The 21,022-nt window shown below is 66.5% G+C and carries 29 protein-coding genes; 1 reads left to right on the top strand and 28 read right to left on the bottom strand.

Annotation, left to right across the window (positions count from 1 at the left end; all coding sequences use genetic code 11):
* Window positions 1-10 precede the first annotated feature (10 nt).
* The 20 genes from H1S04_RS11585 to H1S04_RS11490 form a co-directional block, all read right to left on the bottom strand.
* Window positions 11-442 (bottom strand): peptidase, encoded by a 432-nt coding sequence (locus H1S04_RS11585; RefSeq protein ID WP_181745741.1) that lies wholly within the window; start codon window positions 440-442, stop codon window positions 11-13.
* The gene (locus H1S04_RS11580; protein WP_370470443.1) at window positions 435-1,250 is read right to left on the bottom strand and encodes a DUF2163 domain-containing protein; all 816 of its coding nucleotides are present in this window, start codon (window positions 1,248-1,250) and stop codon (window positions 435-437) included. Before H1S04_RS11580 ends, H1S04_RS11585 begins: the two co-directional genes overlap by 8 nt.
* A gap of 50 nt (window positions 1,251-1,300) precedes the next feature.
* A complete protein-coding gene (locus H1S04_RS11575; RefSeq protein WP_181745739.1) occupies window positions 1,301-1,930 on the bottom strand; it encodes a DUF2460 domain-containing protein in 630 nt (209 codons plus the stop codon).
* 6 nt (window positions 1,931-1,936) lie between these two features.
* On the bottom strand, window positions 1,937-2,587 hold the full coding sequence (locus H1S04_RS11570) for a phage tail tape measure protein (RefSeq protein WP_181745738.1): 651 nt from the start codon (window positions 2,585-2,587) through the stop codon (window positions 1,937-1,939).
* A complete protein-coding gene (locus tag H1S04_RS11565; protein ID WP_181745737.1) occupies window positions 2,565-2,789 on the bottom strand; it encodes a rcc01693 family protein in 225 nt (74 codons plus the stop codon). Before H1S04_RS11565 ends, H1S04_RS11570 begins: the two co-directional genes overlap by 23 nt.
* On the bottom strand, window positions 2,786-3,103 hold the full coding sequence (locus H1S04_RS11560) for a gene transfer agent family protein (RefSeq protein ID WP_181745736.1): 318 nt from the start codon (window positions 3,101-3,103) through the stop codon (window positions 2,786-2,788). Before H1S04_RS11560 ends, H1S04_RS11565 begins: the two co-directional genes overlap by 4 nt.
* Window positions 3,103-3,516 carry a phage major tail protein, TP901-1 family gene (locus H1S04_RS11555; RefSeq protein WP_181745735.1) on the bottom strand — a complete coding sequence of 138 codons (414 nt, stop codon included), beginning with the start codon at window positions 3,514-3,516 and terminating at the stop codon, window positions 3,103-3,105. Before H1S04_RS11555 ends, H1S04_RS11560 begins: the two co-directional genes overlap by 1 nt.
* 12 nt (window positions 3,517-3,528) lie before the next feature.
* A complete protein-coding gene (locus H1S04_RS11550) occupies window positions 3,529-3,948 on the bottom strand; it encodes a DUF3168 domain-containing protein (RefSeq protein WP_181745734.1) in 420 nt (139 codons plus the stop codon).
* Window positions 3,945-4,280 (bottom strand): head-tail adaptor protein, encoded by a 336-nt coding sequence (locus tag H1S04_RS11545; protein WP_181745733.1) that lies wholly within the window; start codon window positions 4,278-4,280, stop codon window positions 3,945-3,947. The genes H1S04_RS11550 and H1S04_RS11545 overlap by 4 nt, the downstream gene beginning before the upstream one ends.
* Window positions 4,280-4,885 carry a head-tail connector protein gene (locus tag H1S04_RS11540; protein WP_181745732.1) on the bottom strand — a complete coding sequence of 202 codons (606 nt, stop codon included), beginning with the start codon at window positions 4,883-4,885 and terminating at the stop codon, window positions 4,280-4,282. The genes H1S04_RS11545 and H1S04_RS11540 overlap by 1 nt, the downstream gene beginning before the upstream one ends.
* Before the next feature lie 137 nt (window positions 4,886-5,022).
* Window positions 5,023-6,186, bottom strand: coding sequence for a phage major capsid protein (locus tag H1S04_RS11535; RefSeq protein WP_181745731.1), 1,164 nt, complete (start codon window positions 6,184-6,186; stop codon window positions 5,023-5,025).
* An 84-nt stretch (window positions 6,187-6,270) separates the two neighbouring features.
* On the bottom strand, window positions 6,271-6,753 hold the full coding sequence (locus tag H1S04_RS11530) for an HK97 family phage prohead protease (RefSeq protein WP_181745787.1): 483 nt from the start codon (window positions 6,751-6,753) through the stop codon (window positions 6,271-6,273).
* Between the two features lie 48 nt (window positions 6,754-6,801).
* Complete coding sequence (locus tag H1S04_RS11525; RefSeq protein WP_181745730.1) at window positions 6,802-7,032, bottom strand: hypothetical protein; 231 nt, start codon at window positions 7,030-7,032, stop codon at window positions 6,802-6,804.
* Window position 7,033: 1 nt separating this feature from the next.
* Entirely contained in the window at window positions 7,034-8,224 is a 1,191-nt protein-coding gene (locus H1S04_RS11520) for a phage portal protein (protein ID WP_181745729.1), read from the bottom strand.
* 91 nt (window positions 8,225-8,315) lie between these two features.
* Window positions 8,316-9,662 carry a DNA-packaging protein gene (locus H1S04_RS11515; protein WP_181745728.1) on the bottom strand — a complete coding sequence of 449 codons (1,347 nt, stop codon included), beginning with the start codon at window positions 9,660-9,662 and terminating at the stop codon, window positions 8,316-8,318.
* Complete coding sequence (locus H1S04_RS11510) at window positions 9,613-9,957, bottom strand: permease (protein WP_255435589.1); 345 nt, start codon at window positions 9,955-9,957, stop codon at window positions 9,613-9,615. The genes H1S04_RS11515 and H1S04_RS11510 overlap by 50 nt, the downstream gene beginning before the upstream one ends.
* Window positions 9,958-10,279: 322 nt before the next feature.
* Window positions 10,280-10,723: a hypothetical protein gene (locus H1S04_RS11505; RefSeq protein WP_181745726.1), complete on the bottom strand. Its 444-nt coding sequence runs from the start codon at window positions 10,721-10,723 to the stop codon at window positions 10,280-10,282.
* 123 nt (window positions 10,724-10,846) lie between these two features.
* Window positions 10,847-12,019 (bottom strand): endolytic transglycosylase MltG, encoded by a 1,173-nt coding sequence (gene mltG / locus H1S04_RS11500; RefSeq protein WP_181745725.1) that lies wholly within the window; start codon window positions 12,017-12,019, stop codon window positions 10,847-10,849.
* Window positions 12,019-13,281: a beta-ketoacyl-ACP synthase II gene (gene fabF, locus H1S04_RS11495; protein ID WP_181745724.1), complete on the bottom strand. Its 1,263-nt coding sequence runs from the start codon at window positions 13,279-13,281 to the stop codon at window positions 12,019-12,021. Before fabF ends, mltG begins: the two co-directional genes overlap by 1 nt.
* Before the next feature lie 144 nt (window positions 13,282-13,425).
* Window positions 13,426-13,668, bottom strand: a complete 243-nt coding sequence (locus H1S04_RS11490; protein WP_181745723.1) for a DUF6582 domain-containing protein — start codon at window positions 13,666-13,668, stop codon at window positions 13,426-13,428.
* Window positions 13,669-13,835: 167 nt separating this feature from the next.
* Between H1S04_RS11490 and H1S04_RS11485 the strand changes: the two genes are divergently transcribed.
* On the top strand, window positions 13,836-15,044 hold the full coding sequence (locus tag H1S04_RS11485) for a PLP-dependent aminotransferase family protein (RefSeq protein WP_181745722.1): 1,209 nt from the start codon (window positions 13,836-13,838) through the stop codon (window positions 15,042-15,044).
* A gap of 153 nt (window positions 15,045-15,197) precedes the next feature.
* Here the strand turns inward: H1S04_RS11485 and H1S04_RS11480 are convergent, their stop codons facing one another.
* Genes H1S04_RS11480 through H1S04_RS11445 form a run of 8 tightly spaced genes read right to left on the bottom strand, consistent with a single transcriptional unit; the run spans window position 15,198 to window position 21,021 of the window.
* Entirely contained in the window at window positions 15,198-15,995 is a 798-nt protein-coding gene (locus H1S04_RS11480) for a crotonase/enoyl-CoA hydratase family protein (protein ID WP_181745721.1), read from the bottom strand.
* On the bottom strand, window positions 15,992-16,858 hold the full coding sequence (locus H1S04_RS11475) for a hydroxymethylglutaryl-CoA lyase (RefSeq protein ID WP_181745720.1): 867 nt from the start codon (window positions 16,856-16,858) through the stop codon (window positions 15,992-15,994). The genes H1S04_RS11480 and H1S04_RS11475 overlap by 4 nt, the downstream gene beginning before the upstream one ends.
* A gap of 48 nt (window positions 16,859-16,906) precedes the next feature.
* Entirely contained in the window at window positions 16,907-17,113 is a 207-nt protein-coding gene (locus tag H1S04_RS11470; RefSeq protein ID WP_181745719.1) for a molybdopterin-binding protein, read from the bottom strand.
* A 37-nt stretch (window positions 17,114-17,150) separates the two neighbouring features.
* Window positions 17,151-19,082: an acetyl/propionyl/methylcrotonyl-CoA carboxylase subunit alpha gene (locus H1S04_RS11465; RefSeq protein ID WP_181745718.1), complete on the bottom strand. Its 1,932-nt coding sequence runs from the start codon at window positions 19,080-19,082 to the stop codon at window positions 17,151-17,153.
* 22 nt (window positions 19,083-19,104) lie between these two features.
* Window positions 19,105-19,590 carry an O-acetyl-ADP-ribose deacetylase gene (locus tag H1S04_RS11460; protein ID WP_181745717.1) on the bottom strand — a complete coding sequence of 162 codons (486 nt, stop codon included), beginning with the start codon at window positions 19,588-19,590 and terminating at the stop codon, window positions 19,105-19,107.
* The gene (locus H1S04_RS11455; RefSeq protein ID WP_181745716.1) at window positions 19,587-20,012 is read right to left on the bottom strand and encodes a hypothetical protein; all 426 of its coding nucleotides are present in this window, start codon (window positions 20,010-20,012) and stop codon (window positions 19,587-19,589) included. The genes H1S04_RS11460 and H1S04_RS11455 overlap by 4 nt, the downstream gene beginning before the upstream one ends.
* Window positions 20,009-20,650, bottom strand: coding sequence for an ankyrin repeat domain-containing protein (locus H1S04_RS11450; RefSeq protein ID WP_220185207.1), 642 nt, complete (start codon window positions 20,648-20,650; stop codon window positions 20,009-20,011). Before H1S04_RS11450 ends, H1S04_RS11455 begins: the two co-directional genes overlap by 4 nt.
* The gene (locus H1S04_RS11445; protein WP_181745715.1) at window positions 20,647-21,021 is read right to left on the bottom strand and encodes an ASCH domain-containing protein; all 375 of its coding nucleotides are present in this window, start codon (window positions 21,019-21,021) and stop codon (window positions 20,647-20,649) included. Before H1S04_RS11445 ends, H1S04_RS11450 begins: the two co-directional genes overlap by 4 nt.
* Between the last annotated feature and the right edge of the window lies 1 nt (window position 21,022).

Raw genomic sequence — 21,022 nt, 5'->3', positions numbered from 1 at the left:
TTCTCCTCTTTCAGGGAAAACGGAAACGCGCGGCGATCCGCTGTCGCCAGGGCGCCGAAAGCGGACTTTCGGTGACGCCATGGCGGTCATAGGCATGAATGAAGGCGGCGGATTGCCCCACCGCCGATACCACGCCCAGATGTTTTGCGATTGCGCCCGGCCGCATCCGAAACAGCAGGACCTGCCCGATCCGCTCGCCCCCGTCATCGGGCAGCAGATGGCGTTGCGCCCCCGCCAGCAGGATTTCGGATGGGCCATATTCGCCCCAATCGGGCGTATATGCCGGGGCCTCCTCGGGTTCGGCGCTATAAAGCTCGCGCCAGATCCCGCGGATCAGGCCGAGGCAATCGGTCCCGACCCCGGCCGAGGCGCCCTGATGGAAGTAAGGCGTTCCGATCCAGCCACGGGCGATACGCAGGACTTCAGCACCCCGATCAACCATTATCACCCAACTCCCCAAACGGTTTGAACGTGCCCGAGCGCGGAATGTCCTTGCCCGGCGCCATCAGCCAGTCCTCCTGCGGCAGATGCGGAAAGCCACGAAAATTCAGGAAGTTTCGGAACTTCAGCCGACAGGTAGCCACCGATTTATCGCAGCCCGCATATAGCCTGACCCGGTCGCCGACAGCGGGCATCATCGCGGTCTGCGTCCACAGATCGACCTCGCGCCCACCATTCGGCGTTGCCCGATCATTCTTGATGTGGCCGCCAATATCCACAGCTGCCCCGGAAATCACCATCAGGCGACCCCGCTCAAACCAGCGATCATCGAAGCCCGCCAGCCCCGCCAGCTGAAAGCTCCCTCCCTCGACCGAGGTAATGGCGGCCTCGCCGAACAAGCCGGGCCGGTTCATGTTCACTTTGCAGGCTGCATCTCCCAGGATCGCGCTGCATCGCGGGTGAAAAACCCTTCCGACCGGCTGGTTCAACGGTTCGGACAACCCGCGCAATTCGGCTTTGAACGCCCCCCCCGCCCGTGTGACTTCGCCCAAGTGACCGCGAAAGATCAGGCGATGTTGGGCGGGATCGGACCAGTCGACTTCCCATTGCCGCAGTTCTGCCCCATCCCAGCGTCCGGCGATGATGTCGCGCTCCTCGATGGCGCCATCGGACAGCGCGCCAATCGCCTCGGTATTATCGACCGAGAGGCCGGCTCCCTGAACCACCGCATGCGCGATCATCCCTGCATCGGGACGAAAACGGATGCCGGCGAAGGTCAGCTCGCTATCATGGTCCGTAAAGCCCAGCATCAGGCCGTCGCGGCGTGTAATCGCCCATGCGCGCGCGATATACGTCGTGGTCATTCGCGCACCTCAATCACCGGAACTTGCGGCATTTCCCCCGCCTGGAAGGACGCGACCGAAACCGCGATTCGGTCGGTCGCGAAGCGCACCGGCACGTCAAACTCAAAACCCGCGGTGATCTCCGCCCCCCGGCCCGGCGCGGTGGCGAAGGTGATGATCCCGCTGGTATAGTCGATCTCGAACTCCAGCCCTTCGCGCTGCTCCTCGCCCCCCAGGCCGACCAATACCGAGCCGCGCACCGGCTTGCGGATCGGCCGCAGATAACGCCCCGGACCCGAGGCATAGGCTTTGACCAGCTGAAATGTCGTGGTTGCACTGTCACCGTGCCCCAGCAACTGATCGCTGTATTCCGGGGTGCCACTTGGCGCGCAGCTTTTGTAATCCGCCCAATCCTTCCAGCGAAAGCCGTGAAGCTGGCCGCAGCGCGCCTCGAAAAACGCGATCAGCGCCTCTATGTCGTCAAGCGCCCGCAGCCCGAGGCCCGCGTCGTAATGACGCCGCGAATGTGCCCAGGGCGTGTTGCGCTCCTCGTAGCCATTTGTCAGCGCGACGATCTCGGTGCGTCGCTCGGGGCCGCCGACCGAGCCGAAAGAGAGAGTAGCGGGAAATCGTATATCGTGGAACATGCCGCCTCACAGATTGCGTTGGCCGCGGGCCAGAATGCGCCCCATCTGGGCGGCAATCTGGCTTTGGCTGCGGGCGAAACCCGCAACATCCGGCGTGTTGACGGTGATGTTGACGCTGACTGGACGCCCCCCAGACCCAGAGGCCGCAACACCTAACCGGCCATCCGCGCCGCGCGTCAGCGGCATGATCGCCTCGGGTCCGGCCTCGCCCATCAGACCGGTGCCGCTGCGCATCGGGAAATGCGTGGGCTGACTGACCACCCCGCCCTTGGCGAAGGCGGTGACACGGCCTTGCGAAAAAGCGCTGCCCTTGGCGAAGGCCGCCGCATCGCCCCCGCCGATGCTTTGCGCGATGGCGTTTGTCACCGCATCCTTGATCGGCTTCATGGCGATCGCATACGCGGTGTCAGCCATGCCGCGCGCAATCCCCTTGAGCGCATCGTTCAGTTTCATGCCATCAAAGATCATGCCGTCGAAGGCACGTTTCAGGCCGCCGCCGACACCATTGGCGAAGGCATCGGCCTCGCGGCTGGTTTGCAGCATGGATTGCTGCATCCGGCCCAGTTCCGCCGAAAACGAGGCCGTTATCTGCGCCGATCTGTCGAATTGTCGCTCCAGTTCATCACCTTCGCGATCAAATCCGCTCTTGTCCGCCATCTTCCTTCTCCTTTGTCGGGGGGCGATCCGGCCAGGCGCGCGACAGCGCCGCCAGCCGGGATCGCGTCATCGGGGCGGCGGTGGGATCGACGCCCAGCATCAAGGCCAACTCGGCCGGGGTCAGCGACCAGAACTGTTCCGGGGTCAGGCCCAGTCCGGCCATCCCCGCCCGCATCAGGCCCTGCCAGTCGAGGCCGTTCATCCGGCAGTCACAGCAAAGGCGCGGGCCAGCAGCCGGGCTGCCGCCTGTGCCCCCGCCACCGGGCCACCGTCGATTTCCGCCGACAGCAGGTCATCGCGCTTGCCGCGCCAGCCACCCCCGCGCAACCCCGCCACAATCACCGCCACCACGTCCGAAGCCGAAAACTTCCCTTCCTCGAACCGCGCCGCCATCTCCACCAGCGAGCCGGTTTGCAGCGCCGCCTCCAACTCTGCCAGCGCGCCCAGCGTGAGGCGCGCGGAATGAGTGACGCCGTCCAGCGTGATCTCGACCTCGCCACGCAACGGGTTCACCATCACAGCGACACGAAGATGAGCGCGCCGGCACTGGCCAGGGCGATTTCGTAGGTTGCCTCGCCATTATGGCTGCCCGCATATTCCAGCGAGGTGATCTGGAACGGCCCTTCGATGATGCCGAAATCGGGGATGATGACCTGACATTTCGGCACCTCGCCATCGAAGAAGACCTGCCGGGCACGACCGTCGGTCGCCGCGTCACGAAACACCCCGGACCCCGAGATCAAGGCAGAGCGCACACCCGCGCCGCCCAGCAGCTCGCGCCAGCGGCCCTCGCTTTCCAGGCTGGTCACGTCGACCGTTTCGGCGTTGAAGCCGATCCGCGTGGCGCGCAGGCCCGCCACGGTCTCGAACTCGCCCGCGCCGGTCATGTCCATCTTGATCAGCAGATCACGTCCGTTTTGAACCGCCATCCTGTCGTCTCCTCAAGCCAGATCCATCAGCGCCCGAAAGGTCAGATCGACCCGCCGTTCAGCGCCATTTTGCACCCGCTTGGCGCGGGCGCGCAGAAACCACAGCCCGGCGATACGGCCTGTGTCAGTCACAAGATCGGTGCTCTCCAGCGCCGCGCTGACGGCCATCGCGGCCTCCTTGACGGCGCGAAATCCGGCCGTCTCATCCGTCCCCGCAAGGACCGAGACGACGAAATCGTGCCGCGCCGCCGCCCCGCCGCTGTCGGACAGATCGACCACCTCCTCGGGGCCGAGCGAGACATAGACCCCGCTGGGCGCCGCGACCGGCATGGCGTCGTAGACCGCATCGCCAACCAGCGCGGACAGCGCCGGATCGGTGCGCAAGGCCAGATAGACCGCGCCCTGAAGGGCGACCGATGCCTGATAGCTCATACGGATTCCTCCTGTGCGAAGATGCGCAGATGACGGCCCAGCGGGTCGGCTTCGGCGACGGCGTCGATGCGAAAGACGCGGGCGCCCATCCGCAGCCGCTGCCCCGACGAAGGCCTGCGCGGATCGCCGGCCGGGAAGCCGCGCAGCGTGATGGCCCAGCCGACGATGCTTTCAGGCCCGGCCTCGGCACCGCGTTGCCGGCCGCTGCCGCTGTCCATATGCGCATGGACGACCCCCAGGGCGCGCCAGACCGTACGGTGCCCCCCCATCCCATCTGCCTGGCGTTCGCGGGTTTCCAGGACCAGCGGCACGGTCATTTTCGGGACTGGCATCACCGTGCCCCCCGGCCTGCCAGGACCCGAACGGCGCGCCAACGCTCGATCAGCGCGCTGACACCCATCGGCAATGAATGGCGCGCGCCATCGTCACTGCGGTCCTCGTAATAGCGGGCCGCCAGCATCAGCACCGCCTGAGCCAGATCGGCAGGTACCCCTTGCCAGCTGTCCGCGAAACCCGCGGCGAAACGAACCACCGCGCTGCCGCCTTCCGGCACCGCCGGCAACAGCCCGCCACGGGGGCGGATCACCGGGCGCATGCTGTCGGCCACCAGCGACCAGCGCTCGACCGGAACGGCGTGCAGGGTGCCATCTGCCGCCTCGATCTCGACCGCACTGACGGTGCTGACGGGCGCCATCGGCAATGCCTGCCCACGCTCATCGCGCCAGTCGTCCAACACCATGCGATAGTTGCGGCGCAACAGCACCTTGCCGGTGCGGCCCTCGATTGTGGCCATGGCGGCGCGCAGAAACCCCGCGAGGGCGCGGTCCTCCTCGGCGTTCGCGGCCAGTTCAAACCCGGAGCCAAGCCGCAGATGCGCGCGCAATTCAGCCAACGGCAGCGCCGCATCCGCCGGTGTCGTCTCCTCGACAAGTATCATCCCGAACCTCCCGTCCGAGCCGGACCAATCTGGCCGGTTGTTCACAGGAAAAAGCCGCGCCGGCACGCCCCCCGGGCATGCGCGGACAGTTGCTGAGCCGGCGTGGTGCGGCCGGCGCGGCCCTCGAACGCCTGAGATCAGGCGCCGAACTTCAGGGCCTTGACGGCGCGGCCATCGACAAGCCCGCCACCGACGCGCTTGGTGGCATAAAACAGCACATGCGGCTTGGCCGAGAACGGATCACGCAGCACGCGCAGGTCAGGGCGCTCGACGATGGTGTAGGCAGCCTTGAAATCGCCGAACAGGATCGCACGCGCATCGGCGGCGATTTCCGGCATCTCCTCGGCCAGCATTACAGGATAGCCCAGCAGACGCGCCGGCTCGCCCGCGGCAAGGCTGTCGGCCCAGATGAAGCGGCCATCGGCATCCTTCAGCTTGCGCACGGTCGCGGCGGTCTTCGAGGTCATCACGAAGGTCGCATTGGCGCGATGGGCGGCAGGCAGCGCATAGACCAGATCGATCAGCTTCTCGGCCGCATTATTGGTGCCGAAGGCGCCCGAAACGCCGGTCTTCAGCTCGCCGATCGAGAAGATCGAGCCTGCACCGGTCGCATCGAAAGGCACATTCAGCAGCCCCGTGGGTTTGTCCAGCCCGTCGCCGCGCAGGAAGGCATGGGCCTCCGCGCGGGTGAACTTGTCGGCGATCCGACCGGCCAGCCAGGTTTCCACGTCGAAGGCGGCGTCGTCCAGCAGACGCTGGCTGGCCTTCGGCATCGCGGACAGCTCGTGCAGCGGGATCGAGATACGTTCGACACCGGCCGAGGTGCTGGCAACGGCGGTGGTTTCATTGGCCCAGCCGGTGGTCATGTCGTCCCGGTCGACCAGCACATCATAGCTGCCCGCGTCAACCGTCACCACATTGGCCAGCGCCCGAAGCGAAACCGCGTTGGACAGCGAATTCTGTACCGTCTGCGCCACGTGCGGCGCGGCCAGGAAGCCGCCGTCGCTGGCCGCGGTCATGCCCTTCTCCTCGATCGCCAGGCCGCGCAGGCCGGTGTCGTCACCATTGCGCAGATAGGCATCGAAGGCTTTCTGGTGGGGCACCTCCGGGGCGGCCTCCGTCGACAGTGGGCTGCGGGCGCGGAAGGCGTTCTTGCGTTCGAACATGCTCATGCGATCATCCTGTGCATCAAGTTTCTTTTGGATATCCTGCCGGTAGCTCTTGAGTTCATCGACGAACCCAAGCAGCGCAGCCTTCAGCTCACCGGGGGCAGGAACTGCCCCGGTCTTGACCTCGCTCATCAGCGTCTCCTCATCGGTGATCGGGGCCGAACCCCGGTTGCGCGGGCGGGGAAATGCCCGACCCGAACCCATGGGCCTGCGGGCTCAGTCCCGCAGCGCCTTCGTCGCGGCGATCAGGGCCGCTGCGAAATCTCGTGTATCCTCGGTGTCCTTGCGACCCAGCTTGGCCTCGGGCAGCATCGGGAAGGTGACCAGCGACACCTCCCACAGTTCCACCTCGGTCAGGACGCGGCGTCCCTGCCGGTCCTTCTCGGCCCGGATCGTGCGATAGCCGATCGACAACCCGTCGATGGCGCCCGCGTCGATCAGCGTCGCCGCCTCGCGCGCCAGCGACACCTCGGACAGAAGCCGCCCCTTGACCCACAGCCCGGTCTCGTCCTCGCGGATCTCGTCCCAGACACCGATGGGCTTGGCCGGATCGTGCTGCCACAGCATCCGCACCTTGCAGCCCTTGGCGGCAAGCCGTGCCAGCGAGGCGCCGAACGCGCCCTTCGCCACAATATCCCCGCCCTGATCGGGTAGGCCAAAGCGGCTCGCATAGCCTTCGATGACCGCTCCCCCGGTCATCACCGGCTTGCCGCCGGCGAATTTCAACTCCAGACCGCTGTCCACCTGTCAGCCTCCCTTCGGTGTAAATTCGAGGATCGACTGTACGGCCTGCGTCAGGATCACCCCGACGACGCCGTAAACGGTCATCCAAAGCCGTTTCTCCAGCCCTTCGATCAGTGCCTCGATCCGTTCCAGCCGCTTGTCCACGGCGCCGAATTGCAGGGCCATCACCCGCTCCTGCGCCGCGAAACGGTGATGATGCGGATCAAAGCTTTCGGTAAAGCGCGACCCTTCCATCTCATTCCTCCGTGGTGGGCAGGGTCGGCAATCCCAGCGCCGCCCGCTTCTCGGCATCGGTCAGAAAACTCGCCGCGCCCACCCGCGCCCAATGCTGATCGCGCTCCTCGGCAAGTGCCGGGATCTGGTCGGGGTCCGGCTTCAGATCGACCTCGGCGCCCAGATGCTCGGACAGGAACCACGCGACCGAGGCCGCGACCCGCGTCACCAGCGGCAGCACCGTCAGGCGATAGAAGGCCCGATGCGCCTCGGCATAATTGGCGTAGGTCGCGTCGCCCGGAATGCCGATCAGCATCGGGGGCACGCCGAAGGCCTGCGCGATTTCCCGCGCGGCCGCCTGCTTGGTCTCGTGGAACTCCATGTCCGAGGGCGAGAACCCCATCGGCTTCCAGTCGAGCCCCCCTTCCAGCAGCATCGGTCGCCCGGCATTGCGCGCGCCTTGATGATGCGTCTCCATCTCGATCACCAGCCGGTCATATTGCTCTGCCGACAGGTTCCCATGCCCGTCCGGCCCCTTATAGACGATCGCGCCCGAGGGCCTTGCCGCATTGTCCAGCAGCGCCTTCGACCAGGCCGAGGCGCTGTTATGCACATCGACTGCCACTGCCGCCGCCTGCAGGGGCGACAGGCCATAATGGTCATCGCTCGGATGGAAGCTCTTGATATGGCAGATCGGATCGTGGCTGCCGGTCATGTCGAAACGGTGCTTGCGGCCGCCCACCGCATATTCGAAGGCGATGGGCCAGCCATCCTCCCCCGGCACCACGCTCATTCGGTCCGAGCGCAGCACATGCAGCTCCGCCGGCAGACCCTCGGCCGCCACGCCCACCGCTTCCAGATAGCCGTTCCCGCTCAGCAGGATCTGCCCGAACAGGGCTTCGAACAACTCGGCCCGGCCTTGGCCCGGATTGGGCCGGCGCAGCAACTCCAGCACCGGATGGGCGTCATAGCGCCGCGCGCGATCCTGACAGATCAGCGGCACCGCGCCCGCCGCTTCGGCGATCAGGCGCACCGCCCGGAACCCCACGGGATTGCCGATGAAGCCACCCCGCGTCAGCGTGCCGGTATCGCGCGCCGACCAGGCGACCCGCCCGGTCCCCGCCGCCAGGGCCGCGACCCGCCCGGTGGCGCTCGCCTTCCTCTCGATCACCGGCACGCTGTCCTGCGGCCGGGAAAACAAACGAAACGCCATGCCTCGCCTCCATGCTTGTCGATGCGAAAAGGGCCGCCCCGTGGGGCAGCCCTTTCATTCTGGTTCAAATATCCCCTCTTTCGGGGCGGCCTCACAAGCTGCGCATCATCGGCTGCCGGAAGCCCGCCGCCGGCTCGATCATCAGTTCGTGGATCGCCCAGACCAGGGCGTCCACCCGGTCGGGAGAGCCCCTGCCCTCGTAGCCGCGCAGCGTCATGCGACACATCTGGTCCTCCAGCACCCCCAGCGACGGCCCGCGCAGATGCTTGATGCGGCCCTGTTCATACAAGGCCGCCACCGGCTCTGCCCGGATCGCCTTGCCGCGCGCGGCCCGCAGGCCCCGGAACGGCACGAGGGGATCGATCTGGCGCACGACGCTCTCGATCAGATCGCCCCCCTGATTGACCTCCGCCACCAGCCGCTCGGCCTTGTGGCGGTCCATCGCCGCGATCGCCGCCCGCGCCCATTCCGTCGGCCCACCCCGCACCGAGGCATCCTCCAGCACATAAACCCGCCAGTCTTTCGGTGCGCCACGGGCCACCACGCCCGCAACCACGATCCCGCATTCGTCCGACGCCGCCCCGCCGGTCACCGCCGGATCGACCGCCACCACCACCCGGTCCAGTTCGGGCATCCGGTCCACCCGGGCCGCCTCGATCATGGGTGTGCTCCACAGTGCGCCCTCGACATCCTCCAGCAGCAGCCCTTCCAGTTCCTGCCGGCCCAGTCGCGTTCCGCCGTAACGGGTCTCGACCTCCGCCAGGAAGCTTTCCGCCAGATAGGCCCGGTTCGCATCCGTCGGCGCATGGGTCGTCACCGTCGAGGCGCTTTGCAGGATGCGCTTCAGCACCTCGACATTCTTCGGCGTCGTCGTCACCACCTGTTGCGGATGCCTCCCCAACCGCAGCGCGAATTGCAGCATGTCCCAGGTATCTTCTGCCTTTTTCCACTTGGCCAGTTCGTCCACCCAGGCCGCGTCGAATTGCGGCCCGCGCAGCGCCTCGGGCTCATGCGCAGAAAACACCATCGCGGTCGCCCCATTGGGCCAGACCAGCCGCCGGCGCGAGGCCTCCCAGACCGGACGCCGATCCGGGGGCGAACAGGCCAGGATTCCGCTATCGCCGAAGACCATCACCTCGCGGATCTGGTCAAAGGTCTCGCCGATCAGCGCCACGCGACTGCACTCGCCCGGCGTCGCGGGGGTCGCTCCTTCGACCTTGCGGCGCACCCATTCCGACCCGGCGCGGGTTTTGCCCGCGCCACGTCCCCCCATGATGACCCAGCTTTTCCAGTCGCCGCTCGGCGGCAACTGATGCGGCAGCGCCCAGAATTCGAAAATCCATGGCAGGCTCGCCAGCGCATTGTCGCTCAGGCCCGACAGAAAGTCGTCAACTTCCTCCGGCGCGGCGGAGGCAAGCCAGGCGGCGCCCGATTTCATCTCGGGCCGCGTCCAGGTCGAAACTGCCGTCCCCGACGCCCCCGGCAATTTCCTTACGGAGCTTGTCAACCTTGTTCCTTTCCTCGAGCATCTGCTGCGTCGCATTGCGCAGGCTGCGCGCCATGGCGGCGGCGTCTTTCAACTCGCCCATGTCGCCCGCCCGCAGCTTGCGCCGCAGCCGTTCCAAGTCCTCAGCGGCGTCCCGAAAGACGCCGCTGGCGATGTCGATGGTTTCCATTGCGGTCTGGGGCAGGAACGGCCCCTCCGCCAGTTCCGACCCCGGATCGAAATTCATTGTCATTCAGCCATGCCCCGCCCTCGTGATCTGTCCGCACGAGCCGAGAAACAAAAAAGCCGCCCGAGGTCAGCGACCCGGCGGCTTGCCCATTTCTCCCAGCATGTAAACTTTCTACTTTAGGGCGTTCGGTAAGTCAACGGTTAAACCGGAGGCTGCAGCGTAAGCGAAAAATTCACGCGTAATAGCAATGCGTTAAGACACGCAACGCCCCTTGCGAACGCAGACGCAACAGCGCAACACCAGCCCCGGATCTACCCCTGTTCCAACCAGAATCGCGCGCCCGAGGGCGCGCGAAAACGATGCAACAGGCAGATCTCGATCAGGCCTTCTTGGCTTCTTCTGCCTTCGCGCGGGCCTCGGCGGCCGAGGCAACGGCGTTGCTGGCCTCATCCTGAACCTGCTGGGCATAGGACACCATGTTGGCAGCATAGGCTTCGTACCAGTCGGCGGTATCTTCGGCATTCATCGCCACCGCCTTCTTGCGGACATCTTCAGCCTTGTCCCGCAGCGTGGCGATCTGGCTGTCCCATTCGGCCTTGGCTTCGCTCCACTGTGCCTTGACCTTCTCATCCGCGTCGTCGAAGTATTTGTTGATCTGGTCGTTCAGATCCGACTGGCGTTGCTGGGCCTGCTCGCGCCATTTCTTCGCACTTTCGGCAAGGTCGTTGCCTTTCTTGCTCAGGTCGGCCTGCCAGACATCGATCTTCTTCTCAAAGTCCTGGGCGCTGCGCGACAGGCTGGCGAACATGTCGGAAAGTTTCATCGGGGATCTCCTGGATCGAAAGACGAACATCGTCGGAAGTGACGACAGACAACAGAAAACCCCGCCCGGAGGTTCCGTGCGGGGCGTCCAATTTGTCTGCATCCAGCAGGGGTTCCGCGCGCCCTAACCGCCCGAGCCGTCCTGCGCCGCGCCCTGCCGGGCCTCGATCTCGCGCCAGCGGGCGACGGCGGCGTTATGCTCCTCCAGCGTGCGCGAGAACTGATGTCCGCCAGAGCCATCGGCGACGAAGAAGACATATTCGGTGTCGGCCGGGTTCAGCGCCGCCTCGATCGCGGCCTTGCCGGGGTTGGCAATCGGCGTCTTCGGCAGGCCGTCGATCTGATAGGTGTTCCAGTCGGTCTTGCGCTGCAGTTCCGACCGGCGCAGCCCCCGGTCCAGGACGCCCCGGCCCTCGGTCACGCCATAGATGACGGTCGGGTCGGTCTCCAGCCGCATGCCCGCCTCCAGACGGTTGACGAAAACACTGGCCACCGCGGCACGCTCATCGGGAATGCCGGTTTCCTTTTCCACGATCGAGGCCATGATAAGCGCCTCCTCGGGCGACTGATAGGGCAGTCCGAACGGCCGCGCATCCCATGCCCTCTGCAGGATCGCTGCCTGACGGTTCTGCATCTCGGTCAACAAGGCGGCGCGGTCGGCGCCTTTCGCGACCTCATAGCTGTCGGGCGCGAGCATGCCCTCGGCGGGAACGGTGCGGATCTCGCCCGACAGGAAATCGGCGCGCTTCAGCCCCTCGACCACCTGCCAGCTGGTCACGCCTTCGGCCACCGCCACGCGCAGACGCGCATCGGGCTTGGCCTCGGCCTGAACGATCGCCTCGGGGATGCTCTCGGTCGCAGGGTCGTATTTCACCCGCTCCTCATAGGCACCGGTTGCGGGATTGATGTCGCGCAGCACCACCGAATCGGCGCGCACCCCGACGCGATAGATCACCTCGGTGCCGCAGGTGGACGGGCCACCCGCGGTAATCACATCGACGATCTGCGCCATGCTGGCGCCCGGCGGCACCAGATAGGAGCCGAATTTCAGGTCGCGCGCCTTGCCCGCCGCATCGGCGCCGGCGCGGAAGATATAGGCGCTGGAAACCGCGCCCTGTTCCTCCAGCTGCTTGCTGACGGCGGACAGGCTGGCGCCGCGCGCGACCTGCACGCATTGCGCCACCTGCGCAGGGCCCGCACCGTTATATTGCGCGCGCCCCCAGGCCACGACGACCGCCACCCCGATCAGCAGGAAAATCGCGAGCGTCAGAAAGGTCGAGGCGATGTTCTTCCACATCAGTCGCGCACCTTGCCGACGATCAGGCTGGCATTGGTGCCGCCAAAACCGAAGCTGTTGGACAGCGCCACGTCGATCTTGCGGCGCACGGCGGCGTTGGCCGCCAGATCCAGCTTCGGCTCGACCGCCGGATTGTCGAGGTTGATGGTCGGCGGTGCGATCTGGTCGCGCAGGGCGAGGATGCAGAAGATCGCCTCCACCGCGCCGGCCGCGCCTAGCAGGTGCCCGATACTGGATTTCGTCGATGACATGGTCACATCCTTGGCGTGATCGCCCAGCAGACGCTCCACCGCGCCCAGTTCGATCGTATCTGCCATGGTTGAGGTGCCATGTGCATTCACATAGTCGATATCGGCGGGTTCCAGCCCGGCATTCCTCAACGCGTTCTGCATGGCGCGGAAGCCGCCATCGCCGTCCTCGCTGGGGGCGGTGATGTGATAGGCGTCGCCCGACAACCCGTAACCCAGCACCTCGGCATAAATCTTCGCGCCGCGCGCCTTGGCGTGTTCATATTCCTCCAGCACCACGACGCCCGCGCCCTCGCCCATGACGAAACCGTCGCGATCGGCGTCATAGGGACGGCTGGCCGCCTGCGGATCGTCGCCGCGCTTGGTCGACAGCGCCTTGCAGGCGTTGAACCCGGCGATGCCGATCTCGCTGATCGGGGCCTCCGCGCCGCCGGCGATCATGATGTCGGCATCGCCCAGCATGATCAGCCGCGCCGCATCGCCGATGGCATGCGCCCCGGTCGAGCAGGCCGTCACCACCGCATGGTTCGGCCCCTTGAAGCCGAACCGGATCGAGACCTGACCCGAGATCAGGTTGATGAGCGAACCGGGGATGAAGAAAGGCGAGACCCGCTTCGGTCCCTTTTCCTTGATCAGCACCGCCGTTTCCGCGATCGAGGTCAGCCCGCCGATGCCCGAGCCGATCATCACCCCGGCGCGCAGCTTCTCGTCCTCGGACAGATCCTCGACGCCCGCGTCGCGTACCGCCTGCACGGCGGCAGCCATGCCGTAAAGGATGAAGTCATCGACCTTGCGGCGGTCCTTCGGCTCCATCCAGTCATCGGGGTTAAAGCTGCCGTCGCTGCCATCGCCGAAAGGGATTTCGCAGGCATATTTCGTCACCACGTCCTTGGCGTCGAAGCGGGTGATCGGTCCCGCCCCCGACTGGCCCGCCAGCAGCCGTTCCCAGGTTTCCTCGACACCCGAAGCCAGCGGCGTAACCATTCCAAGGCCAGTGATGACAACTCTGCGCATCGCGTTATCCTTATGATCGTTTCGCGATCTGATACACGGCGCCACCTGGCCACGCAATGTTATGCGCGCCGAATCCCGCCCATCGCGGCACGAGGATCAAGGTCCGCGACCCCGACGCTGACGCCGGACCGCACGCGCTTGCGCTCAGCTGCGGCCCAGCTCGCGCCAGTCAGCCTCGCTCACTTCGACGCCGAAGCGCTCTGCGGCGGCGAGGATGCGTTGCCATGCGGCGTCACGCTCGGCATCGGTGACGCCCTCGACCTGATCGAAACGGGCGATGGCGTTTCGCACATGCCGCGCGTCGATCAGCGGCTCCTTGCGTTCCCTGGGAAAGGCGAAGGCGTCGGACGGCAGCGCGTCGCGATCCTCGGCATCCAGTCTGGACATGACGATCTCCTTCCGGCTTTGCCCTGACCGAACGCACGAGCAGGGCCAACAGTTTCCCCTCCACCTGATCGCCGTTGCGCGGGCAAGCGACTGATCGGGCAGACAGGTCAGCCCTATTGACCTACCCTGAAGCGCGGGCAAATTCTTGCCGCAACAGGGGGGAAGGGATGAACTGGGACCAGATTCTCGCGCCGCGCATGTCGCGGATGAAGGCATCGGAAATCCGCGAGCTGCTGAAACTGCTCGACCAGCCCGACATCATCTCTTTCGCCGGCGGCATTCCCGACCCGGCCCTGTTTCCGGCACAGGCATTTCGCGAGGGGATGGGCCGGGCGCTGTCGGACCGGCAATGCGCCACGTCGCTGCAATATTCCGTCAGCGAGGGTTACGGCCCGCTGCGCGGCTGGATCGCCGCCGGGATGGCCGGGATCGGTGTGCCCTGCACACGCGACAATATCCTGATCACCTCCGGCTCGCAGCAGGCGCTGGATTACCTCGGCAAGCTGCTGCTGGCCCCCGGCGACACCGCGCTTGTCGGCTGGCCGACCTATTTGGGCGCGCTCGGCGCCTTCAACGCCTATGAGCCGCATTACGCCCCGCTGACCCCCGGCGACAACCGGCCGGCGCAGGATTACCGCGATCAGGCGGCGGCGCAGGGCGGGCGGGTGAAATTCGCCTATCTCTCCGCCGATTTCGCCAATCCGACCGGCGTGACCACCGACCAGACCGGGCGCGAGCGGCTGCTGGACCTCGCCGAGGATCTGGACATCGCCATCATCGAGGACGCCGCCTATCAGGCGCTGCGCTATGACGGCGAAGCGGTGGCGCCGATCCTCGCCACCGAGATCGCCCGGCGCGGCCAGATCGACGCCTGCCGCACGATCTATTGCGGCTCGTTCTCGAAGACGCTGGCGCCGGGGCTGCGCATCGGCTGGGTTTGCGCGGCCCAGCCGGTCATCGCGCGGCTGGTGCTGATAAAACAGGCCGCCGACCTTCATTCGGCGACGCTGAACCAGATCGCCACCCATCTTGTCGCCAGCGGGCATTTCGCCAGCCATGTGCCGATGCTGCGCGAAACCTATGGCCGCCGCCGCGACCTGATGCTGGCCGCGCTCGACCGCGAGATGCCCGATGGCGTCACCTGGACCCGGCCCGAGGGCGGCATGTTCGTCTGGCTGACCCTGCCCGAGTATATCGACGGGGCCGAACTGCTGGCGCGATCGCTGCGGACCGAGCGCATCGCCTTCGTCCCCGGTCACGCCTTCTTCCCCGACGGCAGCGGGCGCAACACCATCCGGCTCAGCTTCACGCTGCATGACAAGGCGGCGATGGACGAAGGCATCGCCCGTCTCGGGCGGCTGCTGCGCGCGGCCTGAGCTTCTCATAACAACCTGATGAAAATCACCACGGAAGTGAAAACATCTACTAGAAATCAAGATGTTATTTTCGACCCTCGCCAATATTGCGCGCTGAATCAGGAACGGGCGGATCATTCGATCCGCCCATCCAGCGATGGCGCAGGTCCTGCCCTAGCTTTGCCAGCGCGGCTTGCGCTTTTCGAAAAAGGCGGCGATCCCTTCGGGGGCTTCGTCGCCCTCCCACATGGCGATCAGCCGGTCGATGCTGTGCTCGATCACGTCGGCATCGATGCGCGGACCCAGCGCGCGCGCCAGCCGCTTGGCCTCGGCCACGGCGCCGGGGGCGCAGAGCAGATAGGGCGCGACCTCCTCCTCGACGAATTCGTCCAGATCCTCGGGATCGGCCAGTCGGGCGACGAGGTTCAGCACCATTGCCTCCTCGGCATCGAAATGGCGGCCGGACATGAAGACGCGGCGCGCCTTGTCCTCGCCCATGCGGGCCAGAACGTAAGGGCCGATGGTGGCCGGGATCAGGCCGAGCTTGGTTTCGGTCAGGCCGAACTTCGCCGGGCGCGCGGCCACCACCATGTCGCAGACCGCCATCATGCCGACACCGCCGCCGAAGGCATTGCCCTGCACCCGCCCGATCAGCGGCTTCGACAGCGTGTTCATGGCCATCAGCATGTTCGCCAGCTGGCGCGCGCCGGCGCGCCGGGTCTCGGCATCGGCGGTGATCTGTTCGCGCATCCAGGCCAGATCGCCCCCCGCGCAGAAGGTCGGCCCCTCGGCCGCCAGAATCACCACCCGGACCGAGTCGTCATGGCTCAGCATATGGGCGGCATCGGTCAGTTCGGTCAGCATCTGCGCCGACAGCGCATTGTGCTTCTCGGCCCGGGCGAGCCACAGCGTCGCCACCCCCCGCGCGTCGCGGTCGATCCGAATGGTCTGGAATTCGCCTGTCTCGGTCATGCTGCCGTCCCCGTGCTGCGCAAGGCGCGAGCAAAACTGGCCGCGCGATCGATCTGTTCCATGTCGAGACCGGTGTCATAGCCCTGCGCCGCCAGATGCGCGGCAACCTTTTCGGTGGCCACGTTCCCCTTCGCACCGGGCGCATAGGGGCAACCCCCAAGGCCCCCGACCGCCGCGTCAAAGACCCGCAGCCCCCGCGCCAGCGAGGCGTCGATGTTCAGCAGCGCCCGGCCAGCGGTGTCGTGATAGTGCCCGGCCAGCTTTGCGGCCGGCATCTCGCCCAGCACCACCGCCAGCATGGCATCGATCTTTTCCGGTGTCGCCTGCCCGATGGTGTCGCCCAGACTGATTTCATAGCAGCCCATATCGCGCAACGCCGCCACCACGCGGGCGACATCGTCGGGCGGCACGTCGCCCTCGAACGGGCTGTCGGTGACCATGCTGACATAGCCGCGCACCGGCACCCCATCGGCCGCCGCCGCCTCCGCGACCGGCCGGAACCGGTCCAGCGATTCGGCGATCGTGGCGTTCAGATTGGCCTTGCTGAACCCTTCCGAGGCCGAGGCGAAGATCGCCACCTCGCTGGCTTTCGCCGCGCGTGCGCCTTCATAGCCCTTCATGTTCGGGGTCAGCACCGCATAGCTGACGCCGGGGGCGCGGCGGATGCCGGCCATCACCTCGGCCGCGTCGGCCATCTGCGGCACCCATTTCGGGCTGACGAAGCTGGTCACCTCGATCCGCCGGAAGCCCGCGCCCGACAGCATGTCGACAAGCGCGATCTTGTTCGCTGTCGCGATCAGCGCCTTTTCGTTCTGCAACCCGTCTCGCGGGCCCATTTCGAAGATTTCAACAGTGTCGCTCATGCGGTCCTCGTGTGGAGAGGGCCTGCCATTCGGCAGGCCCGCTGTTACCTAGTCCTTGCCGATCAGCACATCGCTGGCCTTGACCACGGCATAGGCGTTTTCGCCGACCACCAGACCCAAATCCTCGACCGCGGCATTGGTGATGGACGAGGTCACCACCGTGCCGCCAATGTCGATGCGGACGATGGCGTTGACCGCGCCCTTGGTGATTTCCACCACCACGCCGGGCAGCACATTTCTGGCACTCAGTTTCATTGCATTCTCCTTCATTGCGGTTGTCGCACGGATCTGCCTACGCGGCTTCGGCTTCTTCCTCCAGCCGGATCAGCGGCGCACCCGCCTCGACCTGATCGCCCGCGGCGGCGAGCACTTCGGCCACGACGCCGTCACGCGCGGCGGTCAGCGTATGTTCCATCTTCATCGCTTCCAGCACCGCCAGCCGGTCACCCGCCGTGACCGCCTGCCCCGGCGCCACGAAGACCGCCTTGACCAGTCCCGGCATCGGCGACAGCGTCAGGCCGCCGCCGGTTTCCTCGCCCGAGCGGTCCAGCGGATCGAGCGGCTTCAGCGAGACGGTGCGGCCACCGAAGACGCTGGTGCCGGCGGCATGGTTCACGATGCGGTTGCGGCGCAGATCGCCATCGACCCACCAGCGATCGCCCTGCCAGCGGATTTCATGCGGATTGCCGTCCAGCGTGACACGGGCGGCGCCGGGGCCTTCGACCTCCAGCACCGCCTCGCCGCCGTCCCAGGCGATGGTGCGGCGCAGGGGCTGCCATAGCGTCATGCCGCCATGAACCTCCGGATCGGACAGGCCCGACAGGCCGACCACGCCAAGCGCCACCGCGCCCGGATCGGGTTCCGCCGCCGCGATCAACGCGTCCAGGTCACGCTCGATCAGGCCGGTATCGACCTCACCGGCGCCGAAGCCCGCATGACGGGTCAGCGCGATCAGGAAGTCGACATTGGTGACCGACCCCGCAACCTCGGTATCCACCAGCGCGCGTTCCAGCGCGCGCAGCGCGATGGCGCGGGTCGGACCAAAAGTCACGACCTTGGCGATCATCGGGTCATACCATGGGCTGATGGTGTCGCCGGGGCGCACGCCGGTCTCGATCCGCGCCTGATCGGGAAATTGCAGATGGGTCAGCGTCCCCGTCGCGGGCAGGAAGCCCGCCGACACGTCCTCGGCATAAAGCCGCGCCTCGAAGGCGTGGCCGTGGATATGCAGATCCTCCTGCTTGACGGGCAGCGGCTCGCCCGAGGCGACGCGCAACTGCCATTCGACCAGATCGACGCTGGTGATCAGTTCGGTGACCGGGTGTTCGACCTGCAGCCGGGTGTTCATTTCCATGAACCAGAACCCGTCGGGGCGCAGCCCGTTCGCGCCGTCGACGATGAATTCGATGGTGCCCGCGCCCTTGTAGCCGATGGCCTCGGCGGCGCGGGTGGCGGCGGCGCCCATGATCTTGCGGACCTCGGGCGGCATGTCGGGGGCCGGGGCTTCCTCGATCACCTTCTGGTGGCGGCGCTGGAGGGAACAGTCGCGCTCGAACAGATGGACCGCGCGCACCCCGTCGCCGAAAACCTGTACCTCGATATGGCGCGGCTGGAGGATGTATTTCTCGATCAGCACATCGGGATTGCCGAAGGCGTTCTGGGCCTCGGACCGGGCGGAATCGAGCGCGGCGGCGAAATCCTTCGGATCGTCGACGCGGCGCATGCCCTTGCCGCCGCCACCTGCCACCGCCTTGATAAGGACGGGATAGCCGATCTTGCCGGCCTGTTCGGCCAGATGGGCCGGGTCCTGATTGGCGCCGTGATAGCCCGGCACCACCGGCACGCCCGCCTTTTCCATCAGCGCCTTGGCCGCGTCCTTCAGCCCCATCGCCCGGATCGCCTTCGCCGAGGGGCCGATGAAGACCAGCCCCGCCGCTTCCACCGCATCGACGAATTCCGGGTTCTCGGACAGGAATCCGTAACCCGGATGGATCGCCTGCGCCCCGGTATCGCGCGCGGCCTGAATGATGGCATCGCCGCGCAGGTAACTGTCGGCGGGGGCCGGCCCGCCGATATGGACCGCCTCGTCGGCCATGGCGACATGGCGCGCGCCGCGATCGGCATCGGAATAGACCGCGACGGTGGCGACGCCCAGCTTGCGGCAGCTGTCGATGACGCGGCAGGCGATTTCGCCGCGATTGGCGATCAGGATCTTTTCGAACATGGCGGCTCCTCCGCGATTGAATTCATGTCAACGCATCCCGCAGCAGCGCGGCGGTGGCGGCGTCGAAGGCGACGAGCGTCACCTCAAGCCCCTTGCCGTCGCGGCGGATGGTCTCGACCGCGATGCGGGCAGCGCGCTCGGCCGGAAAGCCGTAGATGCCGGTCGAGATGGCGGGAAAGGCGATGGTTTTCAGCCCTTGTTCGCGGGCCAGCGTCAGGCTGCTGCGATAGGCCGAGGCCAGCAGTTCGTCCTCGCCCGCGCCGCCGCCCTTCCAGACCGGCCCGACGGTGTGGACGACATGGCGCGCGGGCAGCGCGTACCCCCCGGTGATCCGCGCCTCGCCCGTCGGGCAGCCGCCAAGCGCGCGGCATTCGGCCAGCAGTTCCGGCCCCGCCGCGCGGTGGATCGCGCCATCGACGCCGCCCCCGCCCAGAAGCGAGGCATTCGCCGCATTCACAATGGCATCCACGTCCAGCGTGGTGATGTCGCCCTGCCAGACCCGGATCATGCCGTGCCCCCCGCCGGATGCACCAGCCGCCCGAAACGGTGCCGATAGATCAGGTTGGGACGCAGACCATCGGCCCAATAGAACATGAGCGGGATGGTAAACAGCGCTCCGCAGATCAGGCTGACCCAGACCGGATACCAGGCGACCGTATTGCGCGTCACCAAACCGAAAAGGGCAAGCAGGTCGTTCAGGATCAGGAGCAGCAGAAAGATGGCGGCGAAAACGTAGATCACGCTGAACGCACCGATCAGACGCCCGACCAGATCAACCAGCGAAAAGCAGGCCACGACCAGTTGCAGGCCCACCCACAGAACGATCAGCCACACCGCCCCCAGCCGCCGGGCGAGCGGATGAGCCCGCGCAAAATCCGGGCCGGTATAGACCCATTCGGCTTCGATGGTGTCGGCGGGCAGGCGCGTCATCGCCCGCCCCCGGCTTCGATCAGCGCCGCCATCTGCCCGAAACCCATGCGGCGGGCATGTTGCAGCGCCGTCACCCCGTCGAAATCGGGAATGTTCGGATCGGCCCCGGCCTTCATCAGCATCTCGACAATCTGCTGGTGGCGTGGGCCACCATCGGCCAGCACCACCGCCTCCATCAGCGCGGTCCAGCCGAGCCTGTTGACATGGTTCACGTCGACGCCCGCCGCGATCAGGGTGGCCACGGTTTCGACATGGCCCCGTTCCGCCGCCGGGATCAGCGCCGTGCCGCCGAAGCGGTTCAGGCTTTTCAAATCGGCGCCGTTTTCCAAGGTCAGGCGCAGGATCTCCAGATGGCCGCGCGCCCCGGCATAAAGATAGGGCGAGTCCTGAATGGCGTCCTTGGCGTTCACATCGGCCCGCGCCGCGATCAGGGCGCGGGCGGCCTCGACATAGTTGCCATGGGTGGCGAGCAGCAGCGCCGTCTCGCCCTTGGTGCTGCGGCTTTCGAGGGGCGTGCCGGCGGCGATCTCGGCCGCGACGGTCGCGGTATCGCCATTGGCGGCGGCGTTCAGCAGCGCGGCGGGATCGGCCATGGCGGCACCTGTCATCAGAAGCAAGGCAAGGATCGCGCGTTTCATGCCAGCACCTCGACCAGCCGGAAGCGTTCGCAGACCAGTTCCATCTCGGGATCGAAGCCGCCATTGCGGGTGAAGAACCCGATATGGCCGCGTTTCCAGTCCTCGAAATCGCCTTCGCCCTCGGCCAGGGCGAAGTCTTCCGACACCTCGCGGAAGCGGCGGATGGTGACTTCGGTGGTTTCGATCAGCAGCGCCGGCCTGCCGTCCCAGTCGAGCGCCACGTCGCGGCGCCCGACCTCGGGCAGCGGCTCATCGGCGCCGAAATCGCGCAGCGCGCCGCAGGTCGCGGTCTTCGCGCCCGTGCGGACGAGCGCCAGCAGACGCTCGTTCAGCGCGCGGCTGTCGCCGAATTTGAAGCCCACCGCTTCCATC

It is taken from the genome of Paracoccus sp. S1E-3 (assembly GCF_013868135.1).
In the GTDB taxonomy this organism is placed as follows: Bacteria; Pseudomonadota; Alphaproteobacteria; order Rhodobacterales; family Rhodobacteraceae; genus Paracoccus.
This window is presented reverse-complemented; position numbering and strand designations above follow the sequence as displayed.

Coding starts and splice junctions, on each gene's coding strand:
- H1S04_RS11585 (WP_181745741.1), bottom strand. CDS start 442: ATGGTTGATCGGGGTGCTGAAGTCCTGCGTATCGCCCGTGGCTGGATC.
- H1S04_RS11580 (WP_370470443.1), bottom strand. CDS start 1,250: ATGCTGGGCTTTACGGACCATGATAGCGAGCTGACCTTCGCCGGCATC.
- H1S04_RS11575 (WP_181745739.1), bottom strand. CDS start 1,930: ATGTTCCACGATATACGATTTCCCGCTACTCTCTCTTTCGGCTCGGTC.
- H1S04_RS11570 (WP_181745738.1), bottom strand. CDS start 2,587: ATGGCGGACAAGAGCGGATTTGATCGCGAAGGTGATGAACTGGAGCGA.
- H1S04_RS11565 (WP_181745737.1), bottom strand. CDS start 2,789: ATGAACGGCCTCGACTGGCAGGGCCTGATGCGGGCGGGGATGGCCGGA.
- H1S04_RS11560 (WP_181745736.1), bottom strand. CDS start 3,103: ATGGTGAACCCGTTGCGTGGCGAGGTCGAGATCACGCTGGACGGCGTC.
- H1S04_RS11555 (WP_181745735.1), bottom strand. CDS start 3,516: ATGGCGGTTCAAAACGGACGTGATCTGCTGATCAAGATGGACATGACC.
- H1S04_RS11550 (WP_181745734.1), bottom strand. CDS start 3,948: ATGAGCTATCAGGCATCGGTCGCCCTTCAGGGCGCGGTCTATCTGGCC.
- H1S04_RS11545 (WP_181745733.1), bottom strand. CDS start 4,280: ATGCCAGTCCCGAAAATGACCGTGCCGCTGGTCCTGGAAACCCGCGAA.
- H1S04_RS11540 (WP_181745732.1), bottom strand. CDS start 4,885: ATGATACTTGTCGAGGAGACGACACCGGCGGATGCGGCGCTGCCGTTG.
- H1S04_RS11535 (WP_181745731.1), bottom strand. CDS start 6,186: ATGAGCGAGGTCAAGACCGGGGCAGTTCCTGCCCCCGGTGAGCTGAAG.
- H1S04_RS11530 (WP_181745787.1), bottom strand. CDS start 6,753: ATGACCGGGGGAGCGGTCATCGAAGGCTATGCGAGCCGCTTTGGCCTA.
- H1S04_RS11525 (WP_181745730.1), bottom strand. CDS start 7,032: ATGGAAGGGTCGCGCTTTACCGAAAGCTTTGATCCGCATCATCACCGT.
- H1S04_RS11520 (WP_181745729.1), bottom strand. CDS start 8,224: ATGGCGTTTCGTTTGTTTTCCCGGCCGCAGGACAGCGTGCCGGTGATC.
- H1S04_RS11515 (WP_181745728.1), bottom strand. CDS start 9,662: ATGAAATCGGGCGCCGCCTGGCTTGCCTCCGCCGCGCCGGAGGAAGTT.
- H1S04_RS11510 (WP_255435589.1), bottom strand. CDS start 9,957: ATGAATTTCGATCCGGGGTCGGAACTGGCGGAGGGGCCGTTCCTGCCC.
- H1S04_RS11505 (WP_181745726.1), bottom strand. CDS start 10,723: ATGAAACTTTCCGACATGTTCGCCAGCCTGTCGCGCAGCGCCCAGGAC.
- mltG (WP_181745725.1), bottom strand. CDS start 12,019: ATGTGGAAGAACATCGCCTCGACCTTTCTGACGCTCGCGATTTTCCTG.
- fabF (WP_181745724.1), bottom strand. CDS start 13,281: ATGCGCAGAGTTGTCATCACTGGCCTTGGAATGGTTACGCCGCTGGCT.
- H1S04_RS11490 (WP_181745723.1), bottom strand. CDS start 13,668: ATGTCCAGACTGGATGCCGAGGATCGCGACGCGCTGCCGTCCGACGCC.
- H1S04_RS11485 (WP_181745722.1), top strand. CDS start 13,836: ATGAACTGGGACCAGATTCTCGCGCCGCGCATGTCGCGGATGAAGGCA.
- H1S04_RS11480 (WP_181745721.1), bottom strand. CDS start 15,995: ATGACCGAGACAGGCGAATTCCAGACCATTCGGATCGACCGCGACGCG.
- H1S04_RS11475 (WP_181745720.1), bottom strand. CDS start 16,858: ATGAGCGACACTGTTGAAATCTTCGAAATGGGCCCGCGAGACGGGTTG.
- H1S04_RS11470 (WP_181745719.1), bottom strand. CDS start 17,113: ATGAAACTGAGTGCCAGAAATGTGCTGCCCGGCGTGGTGGTGGAAATC.
- H1S04_RS11465 (WP_181745718.1), bottom strand. CDS start 19,082: ATGTTCGAAAAGATCCTGATCGCCAATCGCGGCGAAATCGCCTGCCGC.
- H1S04_RS11460 (WP_181745717.1), bottom strand. CDS start 19,590: ATGATCCGGGTCTGGCAGGGCGACATCACCACGCTGGACGTGGATGCC.
- H1S04_RS11455 (WP_181745716.1), bottom strand. CDS start 20,012: ATGACGCGCCTGCCCGCCGACACCATCGAAGCCGAATGGGTCTATACC.
- H1S04_RS11450 (WP_220185207.1), bottom strand. CDS start 20,650: ATGAAACGCGCGATCCTTGCCTTGCTTCTGATGACAGGTGCCGCCATG.
- H1S04_RS11445 (WP_181745715.1), bottom strand. CDS start 21,021: ATGGAAGCGGTGGGCTTCAAATTCGGCGACAGCCGCGCGCTGAACGAG.